The sequence below is a fragment of the Novosphingobium sp. BL-A-41-Hi4A-0G genome, assembly GCF_055521735.1.
The window spans coordinates 3,562,771-3,583,669 of sequence record NZ_CM145501.1 but is presented as its reverse complement, the minus strand read 5'-3'; the positions used below and the strand labels follow the sequence as shown (position 1 = coordinate 3,583,669).

Below are 20,899 nucleotides of genomic sequence, written 5' to 3'. Positions count from 1 at the left end.
GGAACCGGAGCTATGCTGGAAGGCTTAGGCCGACAGCTTCTTGCGACCGCGCGCGCGGCGGGCGGCAAGAACCTTGCGACCACCGACCGTGGCGGTGCGGGCACGGAAGCCGTGACGGCGGGCACGCACGAGGTTGCTGGGCTGGAAAGTGCGCTTCATGGCTTTTCTCTTCTATATCGAATCTGTGGACGGGCGTTCGCCTTGGAAAGCAAAGCGCCGGAATCAGGGGGTGGCCGATAGGCGACAAGGCCAATTGCGTCAACCCTGCAGGCAAAGCGGCAATAGCTTCAATACGTTGCCCATGCTCGCCTTAGCGGTTAGGCACGCGCGATGAAAAGGGAAACCGAATCCCGGCTGCCGGAGGGGCGCTTGCACTGGTGGCAGAGAGCGCCACGGATTCCCACGCTGGCGCTGTTCGCCGTCGTGGCGCTGGCGCTGCTCGGCACATTCGCGCTGATCATCGCCACCGTCGAGGCCGAACGCACGCAGCGCGAGCAGGCGGCGCGGACCAGCGCGATCCTCGCCTCGCTTGACGAGATCGTGCGCGCCACGATCAGTGGCGAAACCGGCCAGCGCGGCTATTTCATCACCAGCGACACCCGCTATCTCGCCCCGTTCCGCGATGGCCAGGCGCGCTACGTGGCCGAACTCGCCCAGTTGCGACAGCAGATGGGCGATGCCCTGCCCGACGATCAGGCAGAACTGCTCGGCGACATCGCGCGGCTGGGCGATGCCAAGTGGGCCGAGATGGCAGGCGTCGTCGCGCTGGTCGACGAGCGCCGGATTCCCGATGCGCACGCGCGCATCCTGTCCGACGAAGGCCAGCTGGCCATGGACGGGCTGCGCAAGGCCGTATCCCGGCTCGAGACCATCGAGCGCGCCCGACTGGACGAAGCCGTGCAACGCGCAGCAGCATCAGAAGCGCGCATCCTGCCCTCGCTGGCAGCCCTGTTCGTGGTGATCGTCTGCGCGCTCGCGCTCGGGCTGTGGCAGGCGATTCGCAAGGCCGAAGCCGAAGCATTGGCCGAAGGCGCAGCGGCGATCGCCGAAGCGCGCGACCGGGCCGACCTTCTCGCCAAGGAACTCAACCACCGCGTGAAGAACCTCTTCGCGGTGATCCTCGCCATCGTGAAGATGAGCGCGCGCGGCGATACCGCGGCCGCGCCTGCCGTCGACCGCATCGCCAAGCGCATCCATGCGCTGGTGACGGCGCACGAAGTCACCCAAGGCGCCGGACAGGACCAGACGGTCGATCTTGCCGAACTGATCGGCAAGGTCATCGCGCCCTACCGCTCCTCGACAGAGAAGTGCGAACTCGACGGGGGCACGCTCAATCTCCCCGGTCGCCATGCCGTGCCGTTGGGACTGGTGCTGCACGAACTGGCGACCAATGCCGTGAAATACGGCGCGTGGTCGGCTCCCGGCGGCCTGCTCCGCGTGCGTTGGGAGCGGGAGGACAACAGCGCCAAAGTTATCTGGGAGGAAATCGGCGCGACCGAAACATCCGCGCATTCCGAACCCGGCCGCGAGGGCTTCGGCTCTGCCCTGATCCGCTCGTCCGAACGCCAGCTTGGCGGCACCATCGTCCGCCGCTTCGAACCACACGGTATCGTGGTGGAGATGGACTTCACGCTGGACGGCGGGGAGGCCTGAAAACTATCAGCCGCCTCCCCGCCAAAGCTCAGCATCACCCGTGCTTGGATTCCCGCAAGGGCGTGACCATGCCCGGCGTGATGAAGCCAAGCGGTCCCGGATTCATCGCGCGCTTCTTGAGCTCGCCCTTCATCCGGCCGTATTCCTCCTCCATCTGCTCGGTCACCGTCGCGCGTGATGCTTCCAGCGCCTTGGAGAAGTCCTCGCCGTTGACCTGATCGACATTGCCGCCTGCGCGCCGAATGGCATTAAGGCCTGCGCGGCGCACCACGTCTTCCAGATCGGCCCCGGTGAAGCGCTCGGTCTCGCGGGCGATCCGCCCCAGATCCACATCATCTGCCAGCGGCATGTTGCGGGTGTGGATTCCCAGGATGTGCTGCCGCCCTTCCATGCTCGGCGTGCCGACATAGATCAGCTCGTCGAAGCGACCGGGCCGCAACAGCGCCGGATCGACAAGGTTGGGCCGGTTGGTCGCCCCGATCAGCACGACCGACTGCAGTTCCTCCAGTCCGTCCATCTCGGCCAGGATGGTGTTGACCACCCGCGCCGTGACATTGGGTTCGCCCTGCCCGCTGCCGCGCGCCGGAACGAGACTGTCGATCTCGTCGATGAACACCACGCAAGGCGCGACCTGACGGGCGCGGGCAAACAGGCGCGCAATCTGCTGCTCGCTCTCGCCATACCATTTGGAAAGCAGGTCGGACGACTTGATCGCGATGAAGTTGGCTTCCGCTTCCTTCGCCACGGCCTTGGCCAGCAGGGTCTTGCCCGTGCCCGGCGGTCCATAGAGCAGGAAGCCCTTGGCCGGACGGATGCCAAGGCGGTGGAAGGCCTCGGGGTTCTTCAGCGGCAGTTCCACGCCTTCGCGCAGCTTGTCCTGCGCATCGTCCAGCCCGCCAATGTCGGCCCAGCCGATAGTCGGCGCCTGCACCATGACTTCGCGCATCGCCGAAGGCTGCACGCGCTTCAGCGCCTGGAGGAAGTCGTCACGCTCCACCCGCAGATTGTCGAGCACGTCCTGCGGGATCGTCTGCTGCTCGAAATCGAGCTGCGGCATGATCCGGCGCACTGCCTCGATCGCGGCTTCACGTGCCAAAGCGGCAAGGTCGGCCCCGACAAAGCCATGCGTCGTGCGTGCCAGTTCCTGCAGGTCGACATCTTCGGCCAGCGGCATGCCGCGGGTGTGGATGCCGATGATCTCGCGGCGGCCGCTCTCGTCCGGCACGCCAACCACGATCTCGCGGTCGAACCGGCCTGGACGGCGCAGCGCCTCGTCGATGGCGTCAGGCCGGTTGGTCGCCGCGATCACGACAAGGTTGGACCGGCTGTGCAGCCCGTCCATCAGCGTCAGCAATTGCGCAACCAGCCGCTTTTCCGCCTCGCCGTGCACTTCGCTGCGCTTCGACGCGATCGAATCGATCTCGTCGATGAAGATGATCGAAGGCGCGTTCTTGGTCGACTCCTCGAACACCTCGCGCAGCCGCTTCTCGCTCTCGCCATAGGCCGATCCCATGATCTCGGGGCCGTTGATGGTGAAGAACGAAGCATCGCTTTCGTTGGCGACAGCACGCGCCAGCCGCGTCTTGCCGGTGCCCGGCGGGCCATGGAGCAACACCCCCTTGGGCGGATCGACGCCGAGCCGCGTAAACAGTTCGGGATAGCGCAGCGGCAGTTCGACCATCTCGCGCAGCTGGCGGATGGTATCGCCCATGCCGCCCACGTCGTCATAGTTGACGTCGGCGCGGCTCGAGCGCGGCTCCTCGTACTCGGGGCGCAGCTCGACTTCGGTATTCTCGTCGATGTGCACCACGCCCTTGGGGCTGGTCGAAACCACGGTCAGGCGGATCTGCGTCAGCGCAAAGGCCGGTGCATTGAGCATCTGGCGCAGCTGTGGCGGCATGTCGGAGCGGCTGACCTGCTGCTGCCCCGCCGTTGCCACCAGATCACCGGTCACCAGCGGACGCCCGGCAAAGTTGCGCTTCAGCGCAACCGCCGGTCCCTGCAGGCGCAAGTCCTTCTGGGCAGGCGCAAAGACCACGCGCTGCGCCGGGCGCGAATCGATCTTGCGCACTTCGACGTGCTCGCCCGAGCCGACATCGGCATTGGCGCGCTGCAACCCGTCTAGCCGGATCAGTTCGAGTCCCTCATCCTCGGGATAGGGCTGGATCACGCGCGCCGCAGTCGAACGCTTGCCGACGATCTCGATCACGTCACCCTCGGTCACGCCGAGCTGCGACATCACGTGCCTGCTGATGCGGGCAATGCCGTGGCCGCTTTCTTCCTGACGTGCGCCGGCCACCTGCAGGCGCACATTGCGCCCCTCGGTCCGGGCTTCGGTTGCCGCATCTGCCATGAGCTTTGAGAAATCCCCTTGGATGATAGACGATTTCCGATGTGGGAACCGCCGCACGGGATTTCAAACGCGGGACTGCCGGGAAGGTTGCGAGAAGGATCGCTCCCCGCCTGCACACTGCGAACCTCCGACCAAGCCGCCCGGACCTGCGTCATCCCGGCGAAGGCTGGAAGCCAAGGGCATTGGTTGAAACGCAATCGCGGTGCGTTCCGAAAGGTTGTGGACCCCGGCCTTCGCCGGGGCGACGATGGTGGGCTGGTGAAGCTCTGTCGACCAGCCGTTCCCTTGCAACTTCCCTCTATCCCTCCCGCGTCATCCCGGCGAAGGCCGGGATCCATGAGGTCGCAACCGCAGCCCGACCTCGCTTCACACCCGACGTCAGGGGATCCAGCCCGCGTGGGGGCGACGAGACTGACATGGAAGCAAGGGCACCACAGACCTCCCGGGCCTATCGCCCGAAGCGCAGACAAAAAAAGACCCGGCAGTTACCCGCCGGGTCGGAAAGTTTTGGGAGAGGATGCCTGAAAGGCAGGTTCTGTATGCACTGCACCCAGGAATTGTGCAATTGCGAAATGATCTGAATTGGTTGTAATTTTTGCAACTTGCAGTTCAAACGCATGAAATATAAGGATTTCATGATTGTTTCATCCGCAACAAGACGTATCCGTTCCGTTGGCAATTGTTTGCAGGACTAGGTTGCGAATCGGGATGGTGCGTCGCACAAGCCGATTCTGTACACAGTCAGCGGGCACATCCCCGCTGCACATCAGCCCCGATCCGGCGCGTTACGGAAAGTGGGTATTCGGTATCCGACATGCCGTCCGAGCATGCGCCGGAGCGGACTTCCAGTCTCAGAGTCCGCCCCGCAAGCTGCCCCTCAAGGATCGTCGCTCCATCTTTTTCGACACGGCTGACCGGTAACGCCACCCCGTCAGGCTGCTCGGGCGTCGACCACGTCAGCGTCCCGCCGTCCACTTTCGCTGACCAGAACGGCTCGGTGCCGATCGCCCTGAACGACTCGGGGACAGCAGCAACGCCACCGTTTTCAACACTCGCGGATGGCTCGGGCACTAGCGCCGAAGCGTCTGCCGTCGGCTCGACAGGCGAAGGCTGCGAACACCCCGCCAGCAGCACAGCCGGAGCTATCGCAAGGACGAGTCCGGGCAGGATTCGGAAGTACCGGGGTAGGGACATGGACATACCCCTACCCTCTGCCGCGCCATCCGTCGCGCCAAGTGTCAATGCGCCAGCAGCAGCGGTATCTGCGACCGGTCGAGCATCTCGCGCGATACGCCGCCCATCAGCAGCTCACGCAACCGGCTATGGCCGAACAGGCCCATCACGATCAGCCCCGCACCAAGCCCGCGCGCGCACTCTTCGATGGTGAATGCGATCGAGCCGTTGCGTTCCTGCTCGTGCACCTCGGCATGGATGCCGTGCCGCGAAAGGTAGCAGGCCGCGCCGGTTGCCGGGAAATCGTCGCTCTTCTCGCGCACCGTCAGGATGTGTACCGCAGGGGCCTTGGCCAGCAGTGGCAAGGCTGCGCGCAGGGCATTGGCGGATTCGTGCCCGCCGTCCCAGGCGATCAGCACCGGACGGTCGAACGACAGAGCCTTGACCCCGCGCGGCACCGCCAGCACCGGGCTGCGCACGCCGAGCACCAGTTCCTCCAGTGCGGGATCGTCAAGGCTCGCCACCAGCACATCGGCAAAGCGCGCCGCGGCTGCGGCCGCCTCGACGCGCCCGTTGTCGTCGATCTCGACGTCGAACGGCACGTCCTGCGGCGCCAGTCGCGCATCCAGCTCGGCCGCGAACTGCTCGTCACGCTCGCGTGCCTCGTTGATCGCAGCGGCAGAGAGCGCCGCGCCGCCGAACGGCTCCCATGCCGCCATCTGCGCAAAGGGCGTGGCGACCTGAAAGGTTACGTGGCCACCGGTAGCTCGGGCCAGAGCCAGCGCGCTTTCGACGCGATCATCAAGCGAATCGGATTTTTCGACCGGGCAAAGAATGGAGCGCATGGGGATCCTCCTGTCTTTTCAATATGCCGACCTTGCTGCCCAATCGTGCGCCCCGCCATGACCTGCGTCAAATCGATCCGGCAAAATCACAGGCTTGCCGGATTTCATCAGCCGGTTAAGGCTTCCGACGAACAACCCGGGAGCTTCGATGGCCTACGCAGCGGTGATTTTCGATTTCGGCGGCGTCATCACGTCCTCCCCGTTCGAGGCGTTCAATCGTCTCGAGTCGGATCGCGGCCTGCCACGCGATTTCATCCGCTCGGTCAATGCCCGCAATGGCGACAGCAACGCCTGGGCCCTGTTCGAACGCGCCGAAATCGACAGCGCCACCTTCGACACGATGTTCCGCGCCGAAGCACAAGCCTTGGGCCACGACCTTGACGGTGCCTCGGTCCTCGCCGTTCTGGCAGGCGCCGTCCGCCCGGCCATGGTCTCAGCGCTCGACCGGCTCAAGTCCGAAGGCTACCGCCTGGGCTGCATCACCAACAACGTGCCCGCAGGCCACGGCGCAGGCATGGCCCGCAGCGCCGACGCCCACGACGAGCTGGAGCAGATCTTCGCGCGCTTCGAACACGTGATCGAAAGCAGCAAGGCCGGCGTGCGCAAGCCCGATCCGCGCATCTACCTGATGATGTGCGAAGCCCTCGGCCTCGCCCCGGAACAATGCGTCTATCTCGATGACCTCGGCATCAACTGCAAACCCGCCGCCATGCTCGGCATGCAGGCGATCAAGGTGACGAGCGGCGAACAGGCGCTGGCAGACCTCGGCGCGGTGCTCGGCCTGTCCTTCTAGGAATCAATCCGCAACTCGCCCGCACGCCGGAACAGTTCCAGCACCAGCGGATCGCTCTCCGTCCGGCGGATCGCTACCTCGAACTGGATCGTCCGGTCCGGACGCGGCAGGACTTCGGCCAGCGCACCGCTCTCCAGCGAGGGTCGCACCATGGGTTCGGGCAGCACCGCCGCCCCGCCTCCACCACTCAAAATGTCGATCAGCGTCCGCACGTTGTTGCATGTGCCAAGCGAGCGCGGAACAATCCCGTGCGCAGCGAGCGACCCCACCGTCACGCCATGCAGCGGCGAGTGATCCGGGATCGACCAGACCGGCAGCGAATTGGCAAAGCCCCCTGCCCGCGCCGTCGCCGCGCTTGCCACCCAGACCAGCCCCACCGCGCCGATCGGAGCCGTGCGGATGCCGGGGCTCGCCACCGGTCCCGCCAGAAACGCCAGATCGATCGTCCCGCCCAGCAGTTGCTGGAACATGCGCGCTGTAAGATCGAGTTCCAACTCCAGCGTCACGCCGGGAAGATCACGCTCCACCGCATGGACGAACCCCGGCAGGCAAGATGCCGCCGCAATCTCGCCACTGCCGATGCGCACCACCCCGGTCGCGCCTTCGAAGCCCGAGGCCGTCAGCAACGCCTTTTCGAATCCGGCCCATAGCGGCTCGCATTCCTGCACCAGCCGCCTTCCCCTTGCGGTCAGCACCATGTTACGCCCTTCCCTGCGGAACACGGCGATGCCAAGCTGCTCCTCGATCTCGCGCACGCGGGCAGAGATCGCAGGCTGTGTGGTATTGAGCCGCTCCGCCGCCGCACGGAACGTCCCCAGCCGGGCGATCCACAGCAAGGTTTCGAGGTGATAGAGGGCAATGCGCTTCATTGATCAGAGACTGTTATCGATTGTGATAAAAAACAATCGCTCTTTTCAATTTGTCAGCTGTGCTAAGCGAATTGGCGTATCGGGGGGCGAAGAGGGAGAGTCCTGAATGTCGAAGAAGCTCTATCCGGATGCCACCGCTGCGCTCGATGGCCTGCTGCGCGATGGCCTGCTGATTGCCTGTGGCGGCTTTGGCCTGTGCGGCATTCCCGAACGCCTGCTCGATGCCGTGCGCGATTCGGGCGTGAAGGGTCTGACTTTCGCTTCCAACAACGCCGGGATCGACAACGAAGGCATCGGCAAGCTGCTGCGCACGCGGCAGGTCAGCAAGATGATCTCGTCCTATGTCGGCGAGAACAAGGAATTCGAACGCCAGTATCTCTCGGGTGAACTCGAAGTCGAATTCTGCCCGCAGGGCACACTGGCAGAGCGAATGCGCGCTGGCGGCGCGGGCATCCCCGGCTTCTACACCAAGACCGGCGTGGGCACGCTCGTGGCCGAAGGCAAGGAAACCAAGATCTTCGACGGGCAGGAATACGTCCTCGAACGCGGCATCTTTGCTGACCTCTCACTGGTCAAGGCGTGGAAAGCGGACGAAACCGGCAACGTCGTGTTCCGCAAGACCGCCCGCAACTTCAACGTGCCCGCCGCCACCTGCGGCAAGGTCTGCGTGGTCGAAGTCGAGGAGATCGTGCCTGCAGGCTCGCTTGACCCTGACAGCATCCACCTGCCCGGCGTCTATGTGCAGCGCATGATCGTCGGCGCGCCTTACGACAAGAAGATCGAGTTCCGCACCGTGCGCGAGCGGGAAACCGCGTGATCAGGCGCGCGCTGCCCCTGCTGGCGGCGCTGGCGGCAACGCAGCTTTCGGGCTGTGTCGCTGCGGCCATCGCGCCGCTTGCGGCTACCGGCGCGCTCGGCACCAAAGTGGCCAAAGGCAAGAAGAAGCCCGCACCGGCAAAGCCGGCGCCCGCACCCGAAGTGACCGTCGGCCAGGGCGTTTCGGCCACCCCGCCACTTCTCGCCCCGGCGGCCACACCCGCAGAACCCGCGCCGTCGGAAACTGCAAGCATCGACGCTGCAAGCCCTGTCCCCGCACCGGAAGCATCCTCCGACGATCCCTACGCCGCCATGGCTGCCTACGTTCTTGCGCAGGCCGAAGCGGGCAAGACCGGCAAGGCACGCACCTCCGCCCTGCTCGACCAGCGCAGCCTCGTCGAAGTGCCGAAGATGACCGCCTGTGCCGACCAGCGTAGCGCGGTTCTGATCGATCTCGATCCCGGCAGCGAGACCTTCAATCTCGATGACCCGCCCTCGCCCGCGCCGGGCCTTGCCTCCCACTTGCGCCAGATTCGCGGCACCGGAACCGCCGTGGTGTGGATCGCCTCGCTTCCCGATACCGAAGCCAAGCGCCTCGCCACGCTCCTCAAGGCCACGGGCCTCGACCCGCTCGGCATCGATCCGGTCATGCTGCTTTCCCGCCGTGAAACGCGCAAGCAGCAGATCCTCGACCGCGCCGACGAAGACTGGTGCGTGCTGGCCATCGCGGGCGATCGCAAGGCCGATTTCGACGAGGTCTTCGACTATCTGCGCAACCCCGATGGCCCGGTCGCCATCGCGCTCGAGCAATTCATCGGCGCAGGCTGGTTCCTCGCGCCGCCCCCCATCAAGTGATCCGATACGAAAGAGCAGACCATGACCACGCATGACGGGCTGAAGACCGGCTGGAGCCGCGACGAAATGGCGGCACGCGCCGCGCGCGAACTGCAGGACGGCTACTATGTGAACCTCGGCATCGGCATCCCGACGCTTGTCGCTAACCACGTGCCCGAAGGCATGACCGTGACGCTCCAGTCGGAAAACGGCATGCTCGGCATCGGCCCCTTCCCCTATGCGGGCGAGGAAGACCCGGACCTGATCAACGCAGGCAAGCAGACCATCAGCGAACTGCCGCACTCGGCCTATTTCGACAGCGCGACCAGCTTTGCCATGATCCGTGGCGGCAAGATCGACCTGACCGTGCTGGGCGCGATGGAAGTCGCCGAAAACGGCGACATCGCCAACTGGATGATCCCCGGCAAGATGATCAAGGGCATGGGCGGCGCGATGGATCTCGTCGCGGGCGTCAAGAAGATCATCGTCGTCATGGAGCACTGCGCCAAGAACGGCGATCCCAAGTTCATCCCCGCCTGCACCCTGCCGCTGACCGGCAAGGGCGTGGTCGACATGATCGTGACCGACCTTGCGGTTTTCCAGCGGCCGGACCACAACTCGCCGTTCAAGCTGATCGAATGCGCACCGGGCGTCACCGCCGAGGAAGTCCGTGCCCGCACGACCGCGCACTTCGTCGAATAGCAAAGGGATGCATGACATGGCTGCTGATCTGACTACGATCCCACTGAGCCGTATCGACGGCAGCCCCGACACGCTCGGGCATCACGCAGGCAAGGTCCTGCTGGTGGTCAACGTGGCCTCCAAGTGCGGCCTGACCCCGCAGTACGAAGGGCTTGAAGCGCTGTACAAGGCAAAGGTCGACAGCGGGTTCGAAGTGCTCGGCTTCCCCGCCAATGATTTCGGCGCACAGGAACCGGGCAGCCACGAGGAAATCGCCGAGTTCTGCAAGCTCAACTACGGCGTGTCGTTCCCGCTCTTTGCCAAGGCCGATGTCACCGGCCCGGACAAGCAGCCGCTCTACGCAGCGCTGACCGAGGCTGCCCCGACCAAGCAGGGCCCCGCGCAGGAATTCCGCGAAAAGCTCAAGGGCTATGGCATGACGCCGACCGAAGACCCCGAAGTCCTGTGGAACTTCGAAAAGTTCCTGATCGGCCGCGACGGCAAGGTCGCCGCCCGCTTTGCCCCCGGCGTCACGCCCGACGACCCTGCCCTGCTCGCAGCAATCGAGGCTGAACTGGCGAAGTAACGCGCGGGCCTTACCCACCTGTCCTGCGGCTCTGGCTTGCTGGATTCCCCCACTCCGTCTCATCATCGTCATCCCGGACTTGATCCGGGATCCCGCTTTTGTCTCCCAACATCGCAGAAAAGAGAGGCCCCAGGTCCAGCCCGGGGAAACGAAAAAAGGGTGGCGCGCAATGGCTCGAAACGAATAGGTTCGCCTCATGAGCTACACCCTGATCACCGCCAACCGCAATTACTCCAGCTGGTCGCTGCGCCCATGGGTGCTGATGAAGGCACTCGGCATTCCCTTCGCCGACCGGATCGAGCCTTTCACCAAGCCCTCCAACTACGACGAATTCCGCACCTTCTCGCCGACCGGGCAGGTGCCGGTCCTGCTCGATGGAGCGCGCACGGTTTGGGATTCGCTCGGCATCACGCTCTATCTGGCAGAGCGACACCAGGGCATCTGGCCCGCCGATGAAGCCGCCCGCGCCTTCGCCACATGCGCGGTAACCGAAATGCACGGCGGCTTCTCGGCGCTGCGCAACGACTGCACGATGAACGTCGGCGTGCGGGTCAAGCCTCGCCCGATGCGGCCCGCTCTCGTGCGCGACGTGGCCCGCGTGCGCGAGATCTTCGAGGAAGGCCTCGAGCGCTTCGGCGGCCCGTGGCTTGCAGGCCCCGCCTTCACCGCGCTGGACGCCTTTTTCGCCCCCGTCGCCTTCCGCATCCGCACCTATGGTCTCGATGTCGGCAAGGGGCAGGCCTGGGTCGATCATGTCCTTGCCCACCCGGCAATGCAGCAGTGGGAAGCCGAAGCGCTGGACGAAGCATGGCGCGAGGAAGGCCACGAAACCGAACTCGCGGAATGCGGCGAGATCGTCGCGGACTACCGCAAGGCCTGAGCAGCACTCGCTATCACACGAGTCAATTGCGCAAAAAGAAAGGCTGGTCCGAAGACCAGCCTTGGAAAGTTTGGGAGAGGATGCCTGAAAGGCCTGTCCTATGTGCGGTTTCTGGCCCGATTCCGCAAGTGCGAAGGACGGAGTTGCAGTTGCACGAGATGCAATTCATGCGAATTCCCTGGATCATCCCCCTTCCGCAGGCGGGAGGGGTCAGGGGTGGACCTCCGACGTCCGCATCCGCAAAAGGCCTCGCCGTCATGGCGAGGCCTCTCTGTTGACCAACTAACCCATATGGAGTGTTTCCCCGGGGAAACACTCCAACATGGCATTGTGCGGATTACAGCTTCCCGGTGAGTTCCGGGACGAGCGTGAAGAGGTCGCCGACGAGGCCGATGTCTGCGACCTGGAAGATCGGGGCGTCCTCGTCCTTGTTGATGGCGATGATGGTCTTGGAGTCCTTCATGCCAGCGAGGTGCTGGATCGCGCCCGAGATGCCGACCGCGATGTAGACTTCGGGCGCCACGATCTTGCCGGTCTGGCCGACCTGGTAGTCGTTGGGCACGTAGCCTGCGTCGACCGCGGCGCGTGATGCGCCGATGCCGGCGTTCAGCTTGTCGGCCAGCGGGGTGATGACCTGCTCGAAGGTTGCAGCGTCCTTCAGCGCGCGGCCGCCCGAGACGATGATCTTGGCGCTGGTCAGTTCCGGGCGCTCGCTCTTGGCGATCTCGGCGCTGACGAAAGTGCTGAGGCCGCTGTCGGCGGTGGCTGCGACGGCTTCGACGCTGGCAGAGCCGCCGGTGGGGGCCGCCTTCGCAAAGGCGGTGCCGCGCACGGTGATGACCAGCTTGGCATCGCTCGATTCGACCGTGGCGATGGCGTTGCCGGCGTAGATCGGACGGGTGAAGGTCCTGGGGCCCTCCACCGAGAGGATGTCCGAGATCTGCATCACGTCGAGCAGCGCGGCAACGCGCGGGGCGACGTTCTTGCCGGTGGTCGTGGCGGGCGCGACGAAGGCGTCGAAGTTCGCCATCAGGCCCGCGACGAGCGGGGCGACGTTTTCCGCCAGTGCGTTGGCAAGCGCGGCGTCATCGGCCTTGAGCACCTTGGCGACGCCTGCGATCTGCGCGGCGGCACTTGCGGCACCGTCGCAGTTGGCCCCTGCGACCAGCGCGGTCACTTCGCCCAACTGCGATGCGGCGGTCACCGCGGCAAGGGTGGCGTCCTTGACCGAGGCATTGTCGTGTTCGACGAGAACGAGAACATTGGCCATGTCAGGCTACTCCCATTTCCTTGAGCTTGGCGACCAGCGTGTCGACATCGGGCACCTTGATGCCGGCCGAGCGCACCGGCGGTTCGGAGACCTTGAGCGTCTTGAGGCGCGGGGCGATGTCCACGCCGTAGTCGGCGGGGGTCTTGTTCGCCAGCGGCTTGGACTTGGCCTTCATGATGTTGGGCAAGCTTGCATAGCGCGGCTCGTTCAGGCGCAGGTCGGTGGTGACGACCGCGGGCAGAGCGAGGCGAACGGTCTGCAGACCGCCGTCGATCTCGCGCTTGACGACGACCGCGTCGCCCTCGACCGCAACTTCGTTGGCGAACGTGCCCTGCGGACGGCCGAGCAGCGCGGCGACCATCTGGCCGACCTGATTGCTGTCATCGTCGATCGCCTGCTTGCCGGTGATGATCAGGGCGGGCTGCTCTTCATCGGCAATCCCCTTGATGATCTTGGCGACGGCCAGCGGCTCGACCTCGGTGCCGTCGTCAACCTGCACCAGCACCGCCCGGTCCGCGCCCATGGCCAGCGCCGTGCGCAACGTTTCTTGGCTCTTGGCAACGCCCACCGACACCGCCACGATCTCGGTCACCACGCCCTTTTCCTTCAGGCGAATGGCTTCCTCGACCGCGATCTCGTCGAACGGGTTCATGCTCATCTTCACGTTCGCAAGATCAACACCCGTGCCGTCCGCCTTCACTCGCGGCTTCACGTTGTAGTCAATCACCCGCTTCACGCAGACCAGGGCTTTCATTGCCAGCAGTCCTTTCCTCAAAACCAGTGGGCGCGGCATAATTCGCGCTTACGTAAACGTCAACCACGATTGCTGCCGTTCGGTGCCTTATCGCAGATGAGATGTCTGCCTCCGATTGGCGCACGGCTGCCGGTGCAGAATGCAGAAAGGGGCGCCGGTTGCCCAGCGCCCCTTTCGTTCATTCTGTCGCCTCCAGCGCCCGATCAGGCGACGGCGCGAACCTCGGCAACGATCTTCTTGGCAGCATCGCCAAGGTCGTTTGCCGGGACGATCGGCAGGCCCGAGTTGGCGAGGATGTCCTTGCCGAGCTGCACGTTGGTGCCTTCGAGACGCACGACCAGCGGAACCGAGAGGTTCACTTCCTTCGCCGCGGCAACGATGCCCTCGGCGATGATGTCGCACTTCATGATGCCGCCGAAGATGTTGACGAGAATGCCCTTCACCGCCGGATCGCGCAGAATGATCTTGAATGCCGCGGTCACCTTCTCGGTGGTGGCGCCGCCGCCCACGTCGAGGAAGTTGGCAGGAAATTCGCCGTTCAACTTGATGATGTCCATCGTTGCCATGGCAAGGCCAGCGCCGTTGACCATGCAGCCGATGTTGCCATCGAGCTTGATGTAGGCGAGGTCATACTTGCTGGCTTCGATTTCCGCCGGGTCTTCCTCGGTCTCGTCGCGCAGGGCGACGACATCGGGGTGACGATAGAGCGAGTTCGAATCGAAGCTCATCTTGGTGTCGAGCACCAGGAGATTGCCGTCCTTGGTTTCGACCAGCGGGTTGATCTCGAGCATGTCGCAATCGAGCGCAACGAATGCGTTGTAGAGCTGCTCGGCAATCTTGCCGGCCTGCTTGTTGAGGTCACCGGTCAGCTTGAGCGCATAGCCGACGGCACGACCGTGGTGCGGCATGAAGCCTTCAGCCGGATCGATGGTGATCGTGGCGATCTTTTCCGGCGTCGAGTGGGCGACTTCTTCGATGTCCATGCCGCCTTCGGTCGACACGATCATCGCGACGCGGCTGGTGGCGCGATCGACGACCATCGAGAGGTAGTATTCCTTGGCGATATCAACGCCATCGGTGACATAGAGGCGGTTGACCTGCTTGCCTGCTTCACCGGTCTGCACGGTGACGAGGGTGTTGCCGAGCATTTCCTTGGCGAACGATTCGACTTCCTCGATGCTCTTGGCGAGGCGCACGCCGCCCTTGGCATCGGCGGGGAGTTCCTTGAACTTGCCCTTGCCACGGCCACCGGCGTGGATCTGCGCCTTGACGACATAGAGCGGTCCGGGCAGCTGCTTGGCAGCGGCGACGGCCTCTTCCACGGTCAGCGCGGCGATGCCGGCCGGAATGCCGACGCCAAACTTCGCGAGCAGTTCCTTGGCCTGATATTCATGGACGTTCATGCGTGATCCCCGACTTGAATGGCCCCGGCTTGCACCGGAAAACCGACAGGCGCGCCACTATCGGCGCAAAGGTATGCGCCGCGGTTGGCGCTTTGAGTCGGAATGCCTTAAGCACAGCCGAGGGAGCTTGAAAAGGGGCGTAAACGCGAGGTCTCAACCAAAGTTTGATAACAACTCGCAATTGCAAGTTATCCTGAGAGTTCCGAAGTTCAAGGGCGCAGAATGATCGACTATGACCGCCTCCACCAGATCGTCCGCGCAGCCGGAGAGATGGCGCTCGGACTCTGGCCGGGACATGGCCACGCTCCGCAGGTGTGGGAAAAGACCCCGGGCAGCCCGGTCTGCGATGCCGACCTCGCGGTCGACGCCTTCCTGAAGCGCGAACTCGGCGCGCTCCTCCCCTCGGCGGGGTGGCTGTCCGAAGAGACGGTCGACCATCCCGAACGCCTCGAACGGGGGCTGTGCTGGGTGGTCGATCCGGTGGACGGCACGCGCGATTTCGTGCGCGGACGGCCCGGCTGGTCGGTTTCGGTGGCGCTGGTCAGCGAAGGACGCCCACTGATCGGGATGCTCAGCGCGCCTGCGCGGAACGAATACTGGTCAGCCGTTGCAGGACAGGGGGCGACGAGGAACGGCCTCGCGCTCAGCGCTAGCACGCGCACGGTGCTGGCAGGGTCCAGGGTTCCGGCAGACAGCCTGCCCAAGGCCGATGCCGATCTGGTGACGGTGGAAAAGCCCAACTCAATTGCCCTGCGCATCGCCATGGTCGGCGCGAACGAGGCCGACCTGCTGGCGACCCTGCGCTGGGGCTTCGAATGGGACATTGCCGCAGCCACCCTGATCGCACGCGAGGCGGGCGCGGTAGTGTCAGACGCGTTCGGCCAACCGCTCGACTACAACAAGCGCGACCCGCGCGCATTCGGCCTGCTGGTGACCGCGCCCGCGATCCACGCTGCTGCGGTAGAGCGGCTGGCAGATCGCGCGGCGAAGCTGGTTCAGACCTAGACGAAATCCTCGGTGTCGATGGTCGGCAGCATCGCGCCAGCGTAGCGGTGACCGGCGACGGTCTGCTGGTTGATCAGGGCATCGACCTCGGCGGCGACCGCGGTAGGAATTTCCCAGTCCCAGCGGGCGATGTTCTCTTCAAGGTGGGCAATCTTGCCGGTGCCGGGGATGGCGACGACATGCTCGCCCCGCGAAAGCACCCATGCGAGCGAGAGCTGCGCAGGTGTCACGCCTTCGCGCGCGGCGATGGCGTTGAAGGCATCCACCAGAGCAAGGTTCTTCTGCCAGTTCTCGCCGGTGAAGCGCGGCATGGCCTTGCGGATGTCGCCGTCGGGCAGTGCTTGCGGATCGCGCAGGCCATTGGCGAGCACGCCGCGCCCGACGGGCGAGAAAGCGACGAAAGTCGTGCCCAGTTCGCGGCAGGCCTCCAGTACGGCGATCTCTGCCTGGCGCGTCCACGGCGAATACTCGGTCTGCATCGCAGCGATGGGGTGGACAGCGGCTGCCTTGCGCAGGGTGTCTGCCGACATTTCGGAGAGGCCGATGCCACCGATCTTGCCCTCCTTTACGAGGTCCGCCATCGCGCCGACCGAATCCTCGATCGGCACGGTGAAATCGCGGCGGTGCATGTAGTAGAGATCGATGTGGTCGGTCTGCAGCAGGCGGAGCGAGACTTCGAGTTCGCTGCGGATGGTATCGGGATGGCAATCGATCCCGCGCTTGTCGCCGCTGGCGAAGATGCCCATTTTCGAGGCGAGGAAGACCTTGTCGCGGCGGCCCTTGAGTGCATTGCCGACCTGCGTCTCGTTATGGCCGAGGCCATAGAGGCGGGCGGTATCGAAATGGTCATAGCCGATGTCGACCGCGTGCTGGAGCAGGCGGATGCCATCCTCCTCGCTCGGTCGGCCCGAGTAGGCCCAGCTCAGCGACATGCAGCCAAGCCCGATCGGGTTGGTCTCGCGTCCATTGATCGTGCGGCGCTGAATCGACATGCGAACTCGTCTCCTTCGAGCGCGCCGATGCCAGCCCCGCCCGATCCCGGTCAACATCGAAACGCATGAACCATAACAAAAGCGGCGCCACCCCGAAGGGCAGCGCCGCTGATGAAAGCTTGGTAAGTCTTACTGGCCCGAGCGCGCTGCGTTCACGTCGTCTTGGCTGATCGGCACGATCTTGATCTCGACGCGGCGGTTGGCCGAGCGGCCAGCCTCGGTGTCGTTCGAGGCGATCGGCTGCGATTCACCGTAACCCTGGCTGCGGATACGGGCGTACCCTACGCCGCGCGAGATCAGGTAATCCGCCACCGCGCGGGCGCGGCGTTCGGACAGGGCCTGATTGTAGGCGTCCGAGCCGGTCGAATCGGTGTGGCCGTACACGTCGATCAGCGAGTTCGGGTACTGGACCATCGACGCGGCGATCCGGTCTAGCGTATCGCGGAAGCCGGGCTTCACGGCCGAACTGTCGACATCGAAGGTCACGCCGTTGGGCAGGTTGACGAGGATCGCCTGACCGTTGTCGGTCTCGGTCACGTCAACGCCGGTGCCAGCGGTCTGCTCGCGCAGCTGCTTGATCTGCTTGTCCTTCTGGTAGCCGATGACGCCACCGGCAACGCCGCCAAGGCCTGCGCCGACGATACGCCCGGTCTTGCCGCCGATGAGGCCGCCCAGCAGCGCGCCGCCAAGCGCACCACCGATACCGCCGATAGCCGTGCGCGAGACTTTCTTCTCACCGGTGTTGGGATCGGTGACGCATGCAGACAGACTGACCAGCGAAACCGCACACAGGCTCGACATCATGACACGACGAATCTTCATTATAAGTCCCCTTGCATCGGCATCCCGCAAAACACTCTATGCAACAGATTGCCGCTTTGACAGTTTAGATAAGCCCGTTTCGACTGAACGGTTCCCGAACGGGAACCCGGCGGTCCCTGCGCAGCGGGAACATTACGGCGGACTTCGCCTTTGCGCAGAAATCTGTTAGGGCCCCGCGAGTGACACCTTTTCCCTGGTCTGACGTCTTCGTAATCTTGGGCCTCGTAGTGCTCAACGGCTTGTTTTCCATGTCGGAACTGGCGATCGTCTCGGCACGTCCGGCGCGATTGAAGGTTGCGGCGGAGGAAGGCAGCAAGGGCGCCAAGGTCGCGCTGGCGCTGGCTGCGGACCCCGGAAAGTTTCTTTCGACCGTGCAGATCGGCATCACGCTGGTGGGCATCATCGCCGGTGCCTATTCGGGATCGAGCCTTGGCGGACCGATGGCCGACCGGCTCGTCGCCTGGGGCTTCCCGGCCCAATATGCCGATGACGTCGGCTTCATCATCGTCATTGCGATAACCACTTACCTGAGCCTCGTGGTGGGCGAGCTGGTGCCCAAGCAGCTGGCGCTGCGGGCGGCCGAGCCGATCGCCAAGATCGCGGCCCCATTCATGGCGCTGATGTCGAAGATCACCGCGCCGTTCGTGTGGCTGCTCGACAATTCCTCGAGCGCGATCATCCGCCTGCTGGGCCTCAAGCAGGGCAACGATCAGGAAGTGACCGCCGAGGAACTGCACATGATCTTCGCCGAGGCCACGCGATCGGGCGTGATCGAGGAGGAAGAGCGCGCGCTGATGACCGGCATCATGCGCCTGGCCGAGCGCCCGGTCCGCGAGGTGATGACGCCGCGCACCGAACTCCACTGGATCGAGCGCAAGGCGAGCGAAGCGGAATTGCGCGCCGCGATCGAGGATTCGCCGCACTCACTGCTGCTGCTGGCCGACGGTTCGGTCGACAAGATCGTCGGCGTGGTGAAGGTGCGCGACGTGCTCTCCACGCTGCTGCGCGGGCGCAAGGTACAGCTGGGACGGCTGATGAAGAAGCCCGCCATCGTGCCGGACCAACTCGACACCATGGATGCGCTGACGATGATCCAGCAGGCCGAGGTGGCCATCGCACTGGTGCATGACGAGTACGGCCATCTCGAAGGGATCGTCACGCCTGCAGACCTGCTGGCGGCCATCGCGGGCAACTTCGTCGGCCATTCCGACGCGGGCGACGAACCGATGGTGGTGGAGCGCGAGGATGGCTCGCTGCTGATCTCGGGCGCGCTGCCCGCCGATGCCCTGGCTGACCGGCTGGGCCTCGACCTGCCCGACGATCGCGAATTTGCGACGACCGCGGGCTTCTGCCTTTCGGTACTCAAGCGCCTGCCTTCGGAAGGTGACCACTTTCACGATCAGGGCTGGCGCTTCGAGGTGGTCGACATGGACGGCCGCAAGATCGACAAGCTGCTGGTCTGCCGGACAAAGGCCATGCCCGCGGTAGCACCGGAGGGGGATGGGTAGAGCGCGACGCTCTCCCACCACACCCCGTCACCCCGGCGAAGGCCGGGGCCCATAACCTTTCGTTGGTAACTGACCGTGGCGTTTGACGCAGCGTAATGGGTCCCCGCCTTCGCAGGGATGACGTGATCAGCGAGTGACGCGGATCAGGCGGCGATTTGCGTCGCCAACGAAAAGGGGCGCCCTTGCGGACGCCCCTTCCCTTTTTCAGCAATGGCCTGACGATCAGCGCGGCAGTTCGCTCACGCCCATCAGCGCTTCGTCCACTGCGCGCGCGCACTGGCGGCCTTCGCGGATCGCCCAGACGACGAGGCTCTGGCCGCGGCGCATGTCGCCACAGGCGAAGACGTTGTCGACGCTGGTCTTGTAGTCGACCACGTTGCCCTTGACGTTGCCGCGCGGATCAAGCTCGACGCCGGCCTGTTCGAGCAGACCCTGCTTGCGCGGGCCGACGAAGCCCATGGCGAGCAGGATCAGATCGGCGGGAATGGTGAATTCGCTGCCTGCAACTTCCTGCATCTGGCCACCGACCCACTCGACGCGGACGCATTCGAGACCGGCGACGTCGTTCTCGCCGACGACGCGCTTGGTCAGCACGGCAAACTCGCGCTCGCAGCCTTCCTCGTGGCTCGACGAGGTGCGCAGCTTGAGCGGCCAGTTCGGCCACGACAGCGCCTTGTCTTCCTTCTCGGGCGGCTTGGGCATGATCTCGAGCTGGGTGACCGAGAGCGCGCCCTGGCGGTTCGAGGTGCCGACGCAGTCCGAGCCGGTGTCACCGCCGCCGATGACGACGACATGCTTGCCGGTGGCGAAGAGCGAGCCGCGCGGGGCGGCGCGCAGTTCATCGTCGCCTGCGTTGCGCTTGTTCTGCTGGGTGAGGAATTCCATCGCCATGCGCACGCTGGGAAGCTCGGCACCGGGGATGTTGAGGCCGCGCGGATCTTCCGCGCCGCCTGCGAGCACCACCGCGTCGAAGTTTTCCTGGAGCGAAGCGAACGAGACGGTCACGCCCACTTCCACGCTGGTGCGGAACTGGACGCCTTCGGCCTCCATCTGCATCGCGCGGCGGTTGATGTGGGTCTTTTCCATCTTGAAGTCGGGGATGCCGTAGCGCAGCAGCCCGCCGATGCGGTCGTTCTTCTCGAACACCGTCACCGAGTGACCGGCGCGGGCCAGCTGCTGGGCAGCGGCGAGGCCTGCGGGACCTGAGCCGACGACAGCGACCGACTTGCCGGTCTTCTTTGCCGGGACCTGCGGCTCGATCCATCCTTCCTTCCACCCGCGATCGACGATGGCGCATTCGATCGACTTGATGGTGACCGGCTGGTCGACGATGTTCAGCGTGCAGGCCGCCTCGCACGGGGCGGGGCAGATGCGGCCGGTGAACTCGGGGAAGTTGTTGGTCGAGTGGAGATTGGTCAGCGCGTCGCGCCAGTCGTTCTCGTAGACCAGGTGGTTCCAGTCGGGGATCTGGTTGTTCACCGGACAGCCGTTGTGGCAGTACGGAATGCCGCAGTTCATGCACCGCGCCGCCTGCCCCTTGAGGCCGGCGTCATCGTGCGGGATCACGAACTCGCGATAGTGCTTCAGGCGTTCGGCAGGCGCATCGTACTTGCGGTCCTGACGATCGATTTCGAGAAAGCCGGTTGCCTTACCCATTGCAAT

At 64.7% G+C, this 20,899-nt stretch carries 20 protein-coding genes; 9 read left to right on the top strand and 11 right to left on the bottom strand.

Features of this window, described 5'->3' with window-relative positions; translation table 11 throughout:
- Positions 1-24 precede the first annotated feature (24 nt).
- Positions 25-159 carry a 50S ribosomal protein L34 gene (gene rpmH, locus ACZ1JX_RS17410; RefSeq protein ID WP_039336437.1) on the bottom strand — a complete coding sequence of 45 codons (135 nt, stop codon included), beginning with the start codon at positions 157-159 and terminating at the stop codon, positions 25-27.
- Between the two features lie 171 nt (positions 160-330).
- On the opposite strand from rpmH, the gene ACZ1JX_RS17405 reads away from it, so the two are divergent.
- Positions 331-1,653 carry a sensor histidine kinase gene (locus ACZ1JX_RS17405; RefSeq protein WP_465124746.1) on the top strand — a complete coding sequence of 441 codons (1,323 nt, stop codon included), beginning with the start codon at positions 331-333 and terminating at the stop codon, positions 1,651-1,653.
- Positions 1,654-1,687: 34 nt separating this feature from the next.
- On the opposite strand, the gene ACZ1JX_RS17400 is transcribed toward ACZ1JX_RS17405, so the two are convergent.
- From ACZ1JX_RS17400 to ACZ1JX_RS17390, 3 genes are all read right to left on the bottom strand, one after another.
- Positions 1,688-4,006: a CDC48 family AAA ATPase gene (locus ACZ1JX_RS17400; RefSeq protein WP_465124745.1), complete on the bottom strand. Its 2,319-nt coding sequence runs from the start codon at positions 4,004-4,006 to the stop codon at positions 1,688-1,690.
- A 741-nt stretch (positions 4,007-4,747) separates the two neighbouring features.
- Complete coding sequence (locus ACZ1JX_RS17395) at positions 4,748-5,200, bottom strand: COG3650 family protein (RefSeq protein ID WP_465124744.1); 453 nt, start codon at positions 5,198-5,200, stop codon at positions 4,748-4,750.
- A gap of 44 nt (positions 5,201-5,244) precedes the next feature.
- Positions 5,245-6,024: a universal stress protein gene (locus ACZ1JX_RS17390; protein WP_465124743.1), complete on the bottom strand. Its 780-nt coding sequence runs from the start codon at positions 6,022-6,024 to the stop codon at positions 5,245-5,247.
- A 148-nt stretch (positions 6,025-6,172) separates the two neighbouring features.
- On the opposite strand from ACZ1JX_RS17390, the gene ACZ1JX_RS17385 reads away from it, so the two are divergent.
- A complete protein-coding gene (locus ACZ1JX_RS17385; RefSeq protein WP_465124742.1) occupies positions 6,173-6,817 on the top strand; it encodes an HAD-IA family hydrolase in 645 nt (214 codons plus the stop codon).
- Here the strand turns inward: ACZ1JX_RS17385 and ACZ1JX_RS17380 are convergent.
- The gene (locus ACZ1JX_RS17380) at positions 6,814-7,686 is read right to left on the bottom strand and encodes a LysR family transcriptional regulator (protein ID WP_465124741.1); all 873 of its coding nucleotides are present in this window, start codon (positions 7,684-7,686) and stop codon (positions 6,814-6,816) included. The genes ACZ1JX_RS17385 and ACZ1JX_RS17380 overlap by 4 nt on opposite strands.
- A gap of 106 nt (positions 7,687-7,792) precedes the next feature.
- On the opposite strand from ACZ1JX_RS17380, the gene ACZ1JX_RS17375 reads away from it, so the two are divergent.
- The 5 genes from ACZ1JX_RS17375 to ACZ1JX_RS17355 all read left to right on the top strand — a co-directional run bounded on the left by ACZ1JX_RS17375 (position 7,793) and on the right by ACZ1JX_RS17355 (position 11,483).
- Positions 7,793-8,503 carry a CoA transferase subunit A gene (locus ACZ1JX_RS17375; RefSeq protein ID WP_465124740.1) on the top strand — a complete coding sequence of 237 codons (711 nt, stop codon included), beginning with the start codon at positions 7,793-7,795 and terminating at the stop codon, positions 8,501-8,503.
- Positions 8,500-9,357, top strand: a complete 858-nt coding sequence (locus tag ACZ1JX_RS17370; RefSeq protein WP_465124739.1) for a hypothetical protein — start codon at positions 8,500-8,502, stop codon at positions 9,355-9,357. Before ACZ1JX_RS17375 ends, ACZ1JX_RS17370 begins: the two co-directional genes overlap by 4 nt.
- Positions 9,358-9,378: 21 nt before the next feature.
- On the top strand, positions 9,379-10,038 hold the full coding sequence (locus tag ACZ1JX_RS17365; RefSeq protein WP_465124738.1) for a CoA transferase subunit B: 660 nt from the start codon (positions 9,379-9,381) through the stop codon (positions 10,036-10,038).
- Positions 10,039-10,054: 16 nt separating this feature from the next.
- On the top strand, positions 10,055-10,603 hold the full coding sequence (locus tag ACZ1JX_RS17360; protein WP_465124737.1) for a glutathione peroxidase: 549 nt from the start codon (positions 10,055-10,057) through the stop codon (positions 10,601-10,603).
- 196 nt (positions 10,604-10,799) lie between these two features.
- Positions 10,800-11,483: a glutathione S-transferase family protein gene (locus ACZ1JX_RS17355; protein ID WP_465124736.1), complete on the top strand. Its 684-nt coding sequence runs from the start codon at positions 10,800-10,802 to the stop codon at positions 11,481-11,483.
- A gap of 337 nt (positions 11,484-11,820) precedes the next feature.
- On the opposite strand, the gene ACZ1JX_RS17350 is transcribed toward ACZ1JX_RS17355, so the two are convergent.
- The 3 genes from ACZ1JX_RS17350 to sucC all read right to left on the bottom strand — a co-directional run bounded on the left by ACZ1JX_RS17350 (position 11,821) and on the right by sucC (position 14,910).
- A complete protein-coding gene (locus ACZ1JX_RS17350; protein WP_465124145.1) occupies positions 11,821-12,753 on the bottom strand; it encodes an electron transfer flavoprotein subunit alpha/FixB family protein in 933 nt (310 codons plus the stop codon).
- A gap of 1 nt (position 12,754) precedes the next feature.
- Complete coding sequence (locus ACZ1JX_RS17345; protein ID WP_465124146.1) at positions 12,755-13,507, bottom strand: electron transfer flavoprotein subunit beta/FixA family protein; 753 nt, start codon at positions 13,505-13,507, stop codon at positions 12,755-12,757.
- Between the two features lie 203 nt (positions 13,508-13,710).
- Positions 13,711-14,910, bottom strand: coding sequence for an ADP-forming succinate--CoA ligase subunit beta (gene sucC / locus ACZ1JX_RS17340; protein ID WP_465124735.1), 1,200 nt, complete (start codon positions 14,908-14,910; stop codon positions 13,711-13,713).
- 222 nt (positions 14,911-15,132) lie between these two features.
- Here sucC and ACZ1JX_RS17335 point away from each other — a divergent pair, with 222 nt between their 5' ends.
- Positions 15,133-15,915, top strand: coding sequence for a 3'(2'),5'-bisphosphate nucleotidase CysQ (locus tag ACZ1JX_RS17335; protein ID WP_465124734.1), 783 nt, complete (start codon positions 15,133-15,135; stop codon positions 15,913-15,915).
- On the opposite strand, the gene ACZ1JX_RS17330 is transcribed toward ACZ1JX_RS17335, so the two are convergent.
- Positions 15,912-16,907: an aldo/keto reductase gene (locus tag ACZ1JX_RS17330; protein ID WP_465124733.1), complete on the bottom strand. Its 996-nt coding sequence runs from the start codon at positions 16,905-16,907 to the stop codon at positions 15,912-15,914. The genes ACZ1JX_RS17335 and ACZ1JX_RS17330 overlap by 4 nt on opposite strands.
- A gap of 129 nt (positions 16,908-17,036) precedes the next feature.
- The gene (locus ACZ1JX_RS17325; RefSeq protein ID WP_465124732.1) at positions 17,037-17,729 is read right to left on the bottom strand and encodes a YiaD family glycine zipper/OmpA-like lipoprotein; all 693 of its coding nucleotides are present in this window, start codon (positions 17,727-17,729) and stop codon (positions 17,037-17,039) included.
- A gap of 179 nt (positions 17,730-17,908) precedes the next feature.
- Between ACZ1JX_RS17325 and ACZ1JX_RS17320 the strand changes: the two genes are divergently transcribed.
- Positions 17,909-19,237, top strand: coding sequence for a hemolysin family protein (locus tag ACZ1JX_RS17320; protein ID WP_465124731.1), 1,329 nt, complete (start codon positions 17,909-17,911; stop codon positions 19,235-19,237).
- A 222-nt stretch (positions 19,238-19,459) separates the two neighbouring features.
- Here ACZ1JX_RS17320 and ACZ1JX_RS17315 read toward each other — a convergent pair whose 3' ends face one another.
- Positions 19,460-20,893 carry a glutamate synthase subunit beta gene (locus ACZ1JX_RS17315; protein WP_465124730.1) on the bottom strand — a complete coding sequence of 478 codons (1,434 nt, stop codon included), beginning with the start codon at positions 20,891-20,893 and terminating at the stop codon, positions 19,460-19,462.
- Positions 20,894-20,899 lie beyond the last annotated feature (6 nt).

What these genes read in the sequence shown, in the direction of transcription:
- ACZ1JX_RS17395 (WP_465124744.1), bottom strand. Translation starts at nt 5,200, where the DNA reads ATGTCCCTACCCCGGTACTTCCGAATCCTGCCCGGACTCGTCCTTGCG.
- ACZ1JX_RS17355 (WP_465124736.1), top strand. Translation starts at nt 10,800, where the DNA reads ATGAGCTACACCCTGATCACCGCCAACCGCAATTACTCCAGCTGGTCG.
- ACZ1JX_RS17315 (WP_465124730.1), bottom strand. Translation starts at nt 20,893, where the DNA reads ATGGGTAAGGCAACCGGCTTTCTCGAAATCGATCGTCAGGACCGCAAG.
- ACZ1JX_RS17335 (WP_465124734.1), top strand. Translation starts at nt 15,133, where the DNA reads ATGATCGACTATGACCGCCTCCACCAGATCGTCCGCGCAGCCGGAGAG.
- ACZ1JX_RS17325 (WP_465124732.1), bottom strand. Translation starts at nt 17,729, where the DNA reads ATGAAGATTCGTCGTGTCATGATGTCGAGCCTGTGTGCGGTTTCGCTG.
- ACZ1JX_RS17405 (WP_465124746.1), top strand. Translation starts at nt 331, where the DNA reads ATGAAAAGGGAAACCGAATCCCGGCTGCCGGAGGGGCGCTTGCACTGG.
- rpmH (WP_039336437.1), bottom strand. Translation starts at nt 159, where the DNA reads ATGAAGCGCACTTTCCAGCCCAGCAACCTCGTGCGTGCCCGCCGTCAC.
- ACZ1JX_RS17375 (WP_465124740.1), top strand. Translation starts at nt 7,793, where the DNA reads ATGTCGAAGAAGCTCTATCCGGATGCCACCGCTGCGCTCGATGGCCTG.
- ACZ1JX_RS17350 (WP_465124145.1), bottom strand. Translation starts at nt 12,753, where the DNA reads ATGGCCAATGTTCTCGTTCTCGTCGAACACGACAATGCCTCGGTCAAG.
- ACZ1JX_RS17365 (WP_465124738.1), top strand. Translation starts at nt 9,379, where the DNA reads ATGACCACGCATGACGGGCTGAAGACCGGCTGGAGCCGCGACGAAATG.
- ACZ1JX_RS17390 (WP_465124743.1), bottom strand. Translation starts at nt 6,024, where the DNA reads ATGCGCTCCATTCTTTGCCCGGTCGAAAAATCCGATTCGCTTGATGAT.
- ACZ1JX_RS17330 (WP_465124733.1), bottom strand. Translation starts at nt 16,907, where the DNA reads ATGTCGATTCAGCGCCGCACGATCAATGGACGCGAGACCAACCCGATC.
- ACZ1JX_RS17400 (WP_465124745.1), bottom strand. Translation starts at nt 4,006, where the DNA reads ATGGCAGATGCGGCAACCGAAGCCCGGACCGAGGGGCGCAATGTGCGC.
- ACZ1JX_RS17345 (WP_465124146.1), bottom strand. Translation starts at nt 13,507, where the DNA reads ATGAAAGCCCTGGTCTGCGTGAAGCGGGTGATTGACTACAACGTGAAG.
- sucC (WP_465124735.1), bottom strand. Translation starts at nt 14,910, where the DNA reads ATGAACGTCCATGAATATCAGGCCAAGGAACTGCTCGCGAAGTTTGGC.
- ACZ1JX_RS17385 (WP_465124742.1), top strand. Translation starts at nt 6,173, where the DNA reads ATGGCCTACGCAGCGGTGATTTTCGATTTCGGCGGCGTCATCACGTCC.
- ACZ1JX_RS17360 (WP_465124737.1), top strand. Translation starts at nt 10,055, where the DNA reads ATGGCTGCTGATCTGACTACGATCCCACTGAGCCGTATCGACGGCAGC.
- ACZ1JX_RS17380 (WP_465124741.1), bottom strand. Translation starts at nt 7,686, where the DNA reads ATGAAGCGCATTGCCCTCTATCACCTCGAAACCTTGCTGTGGATCGCC.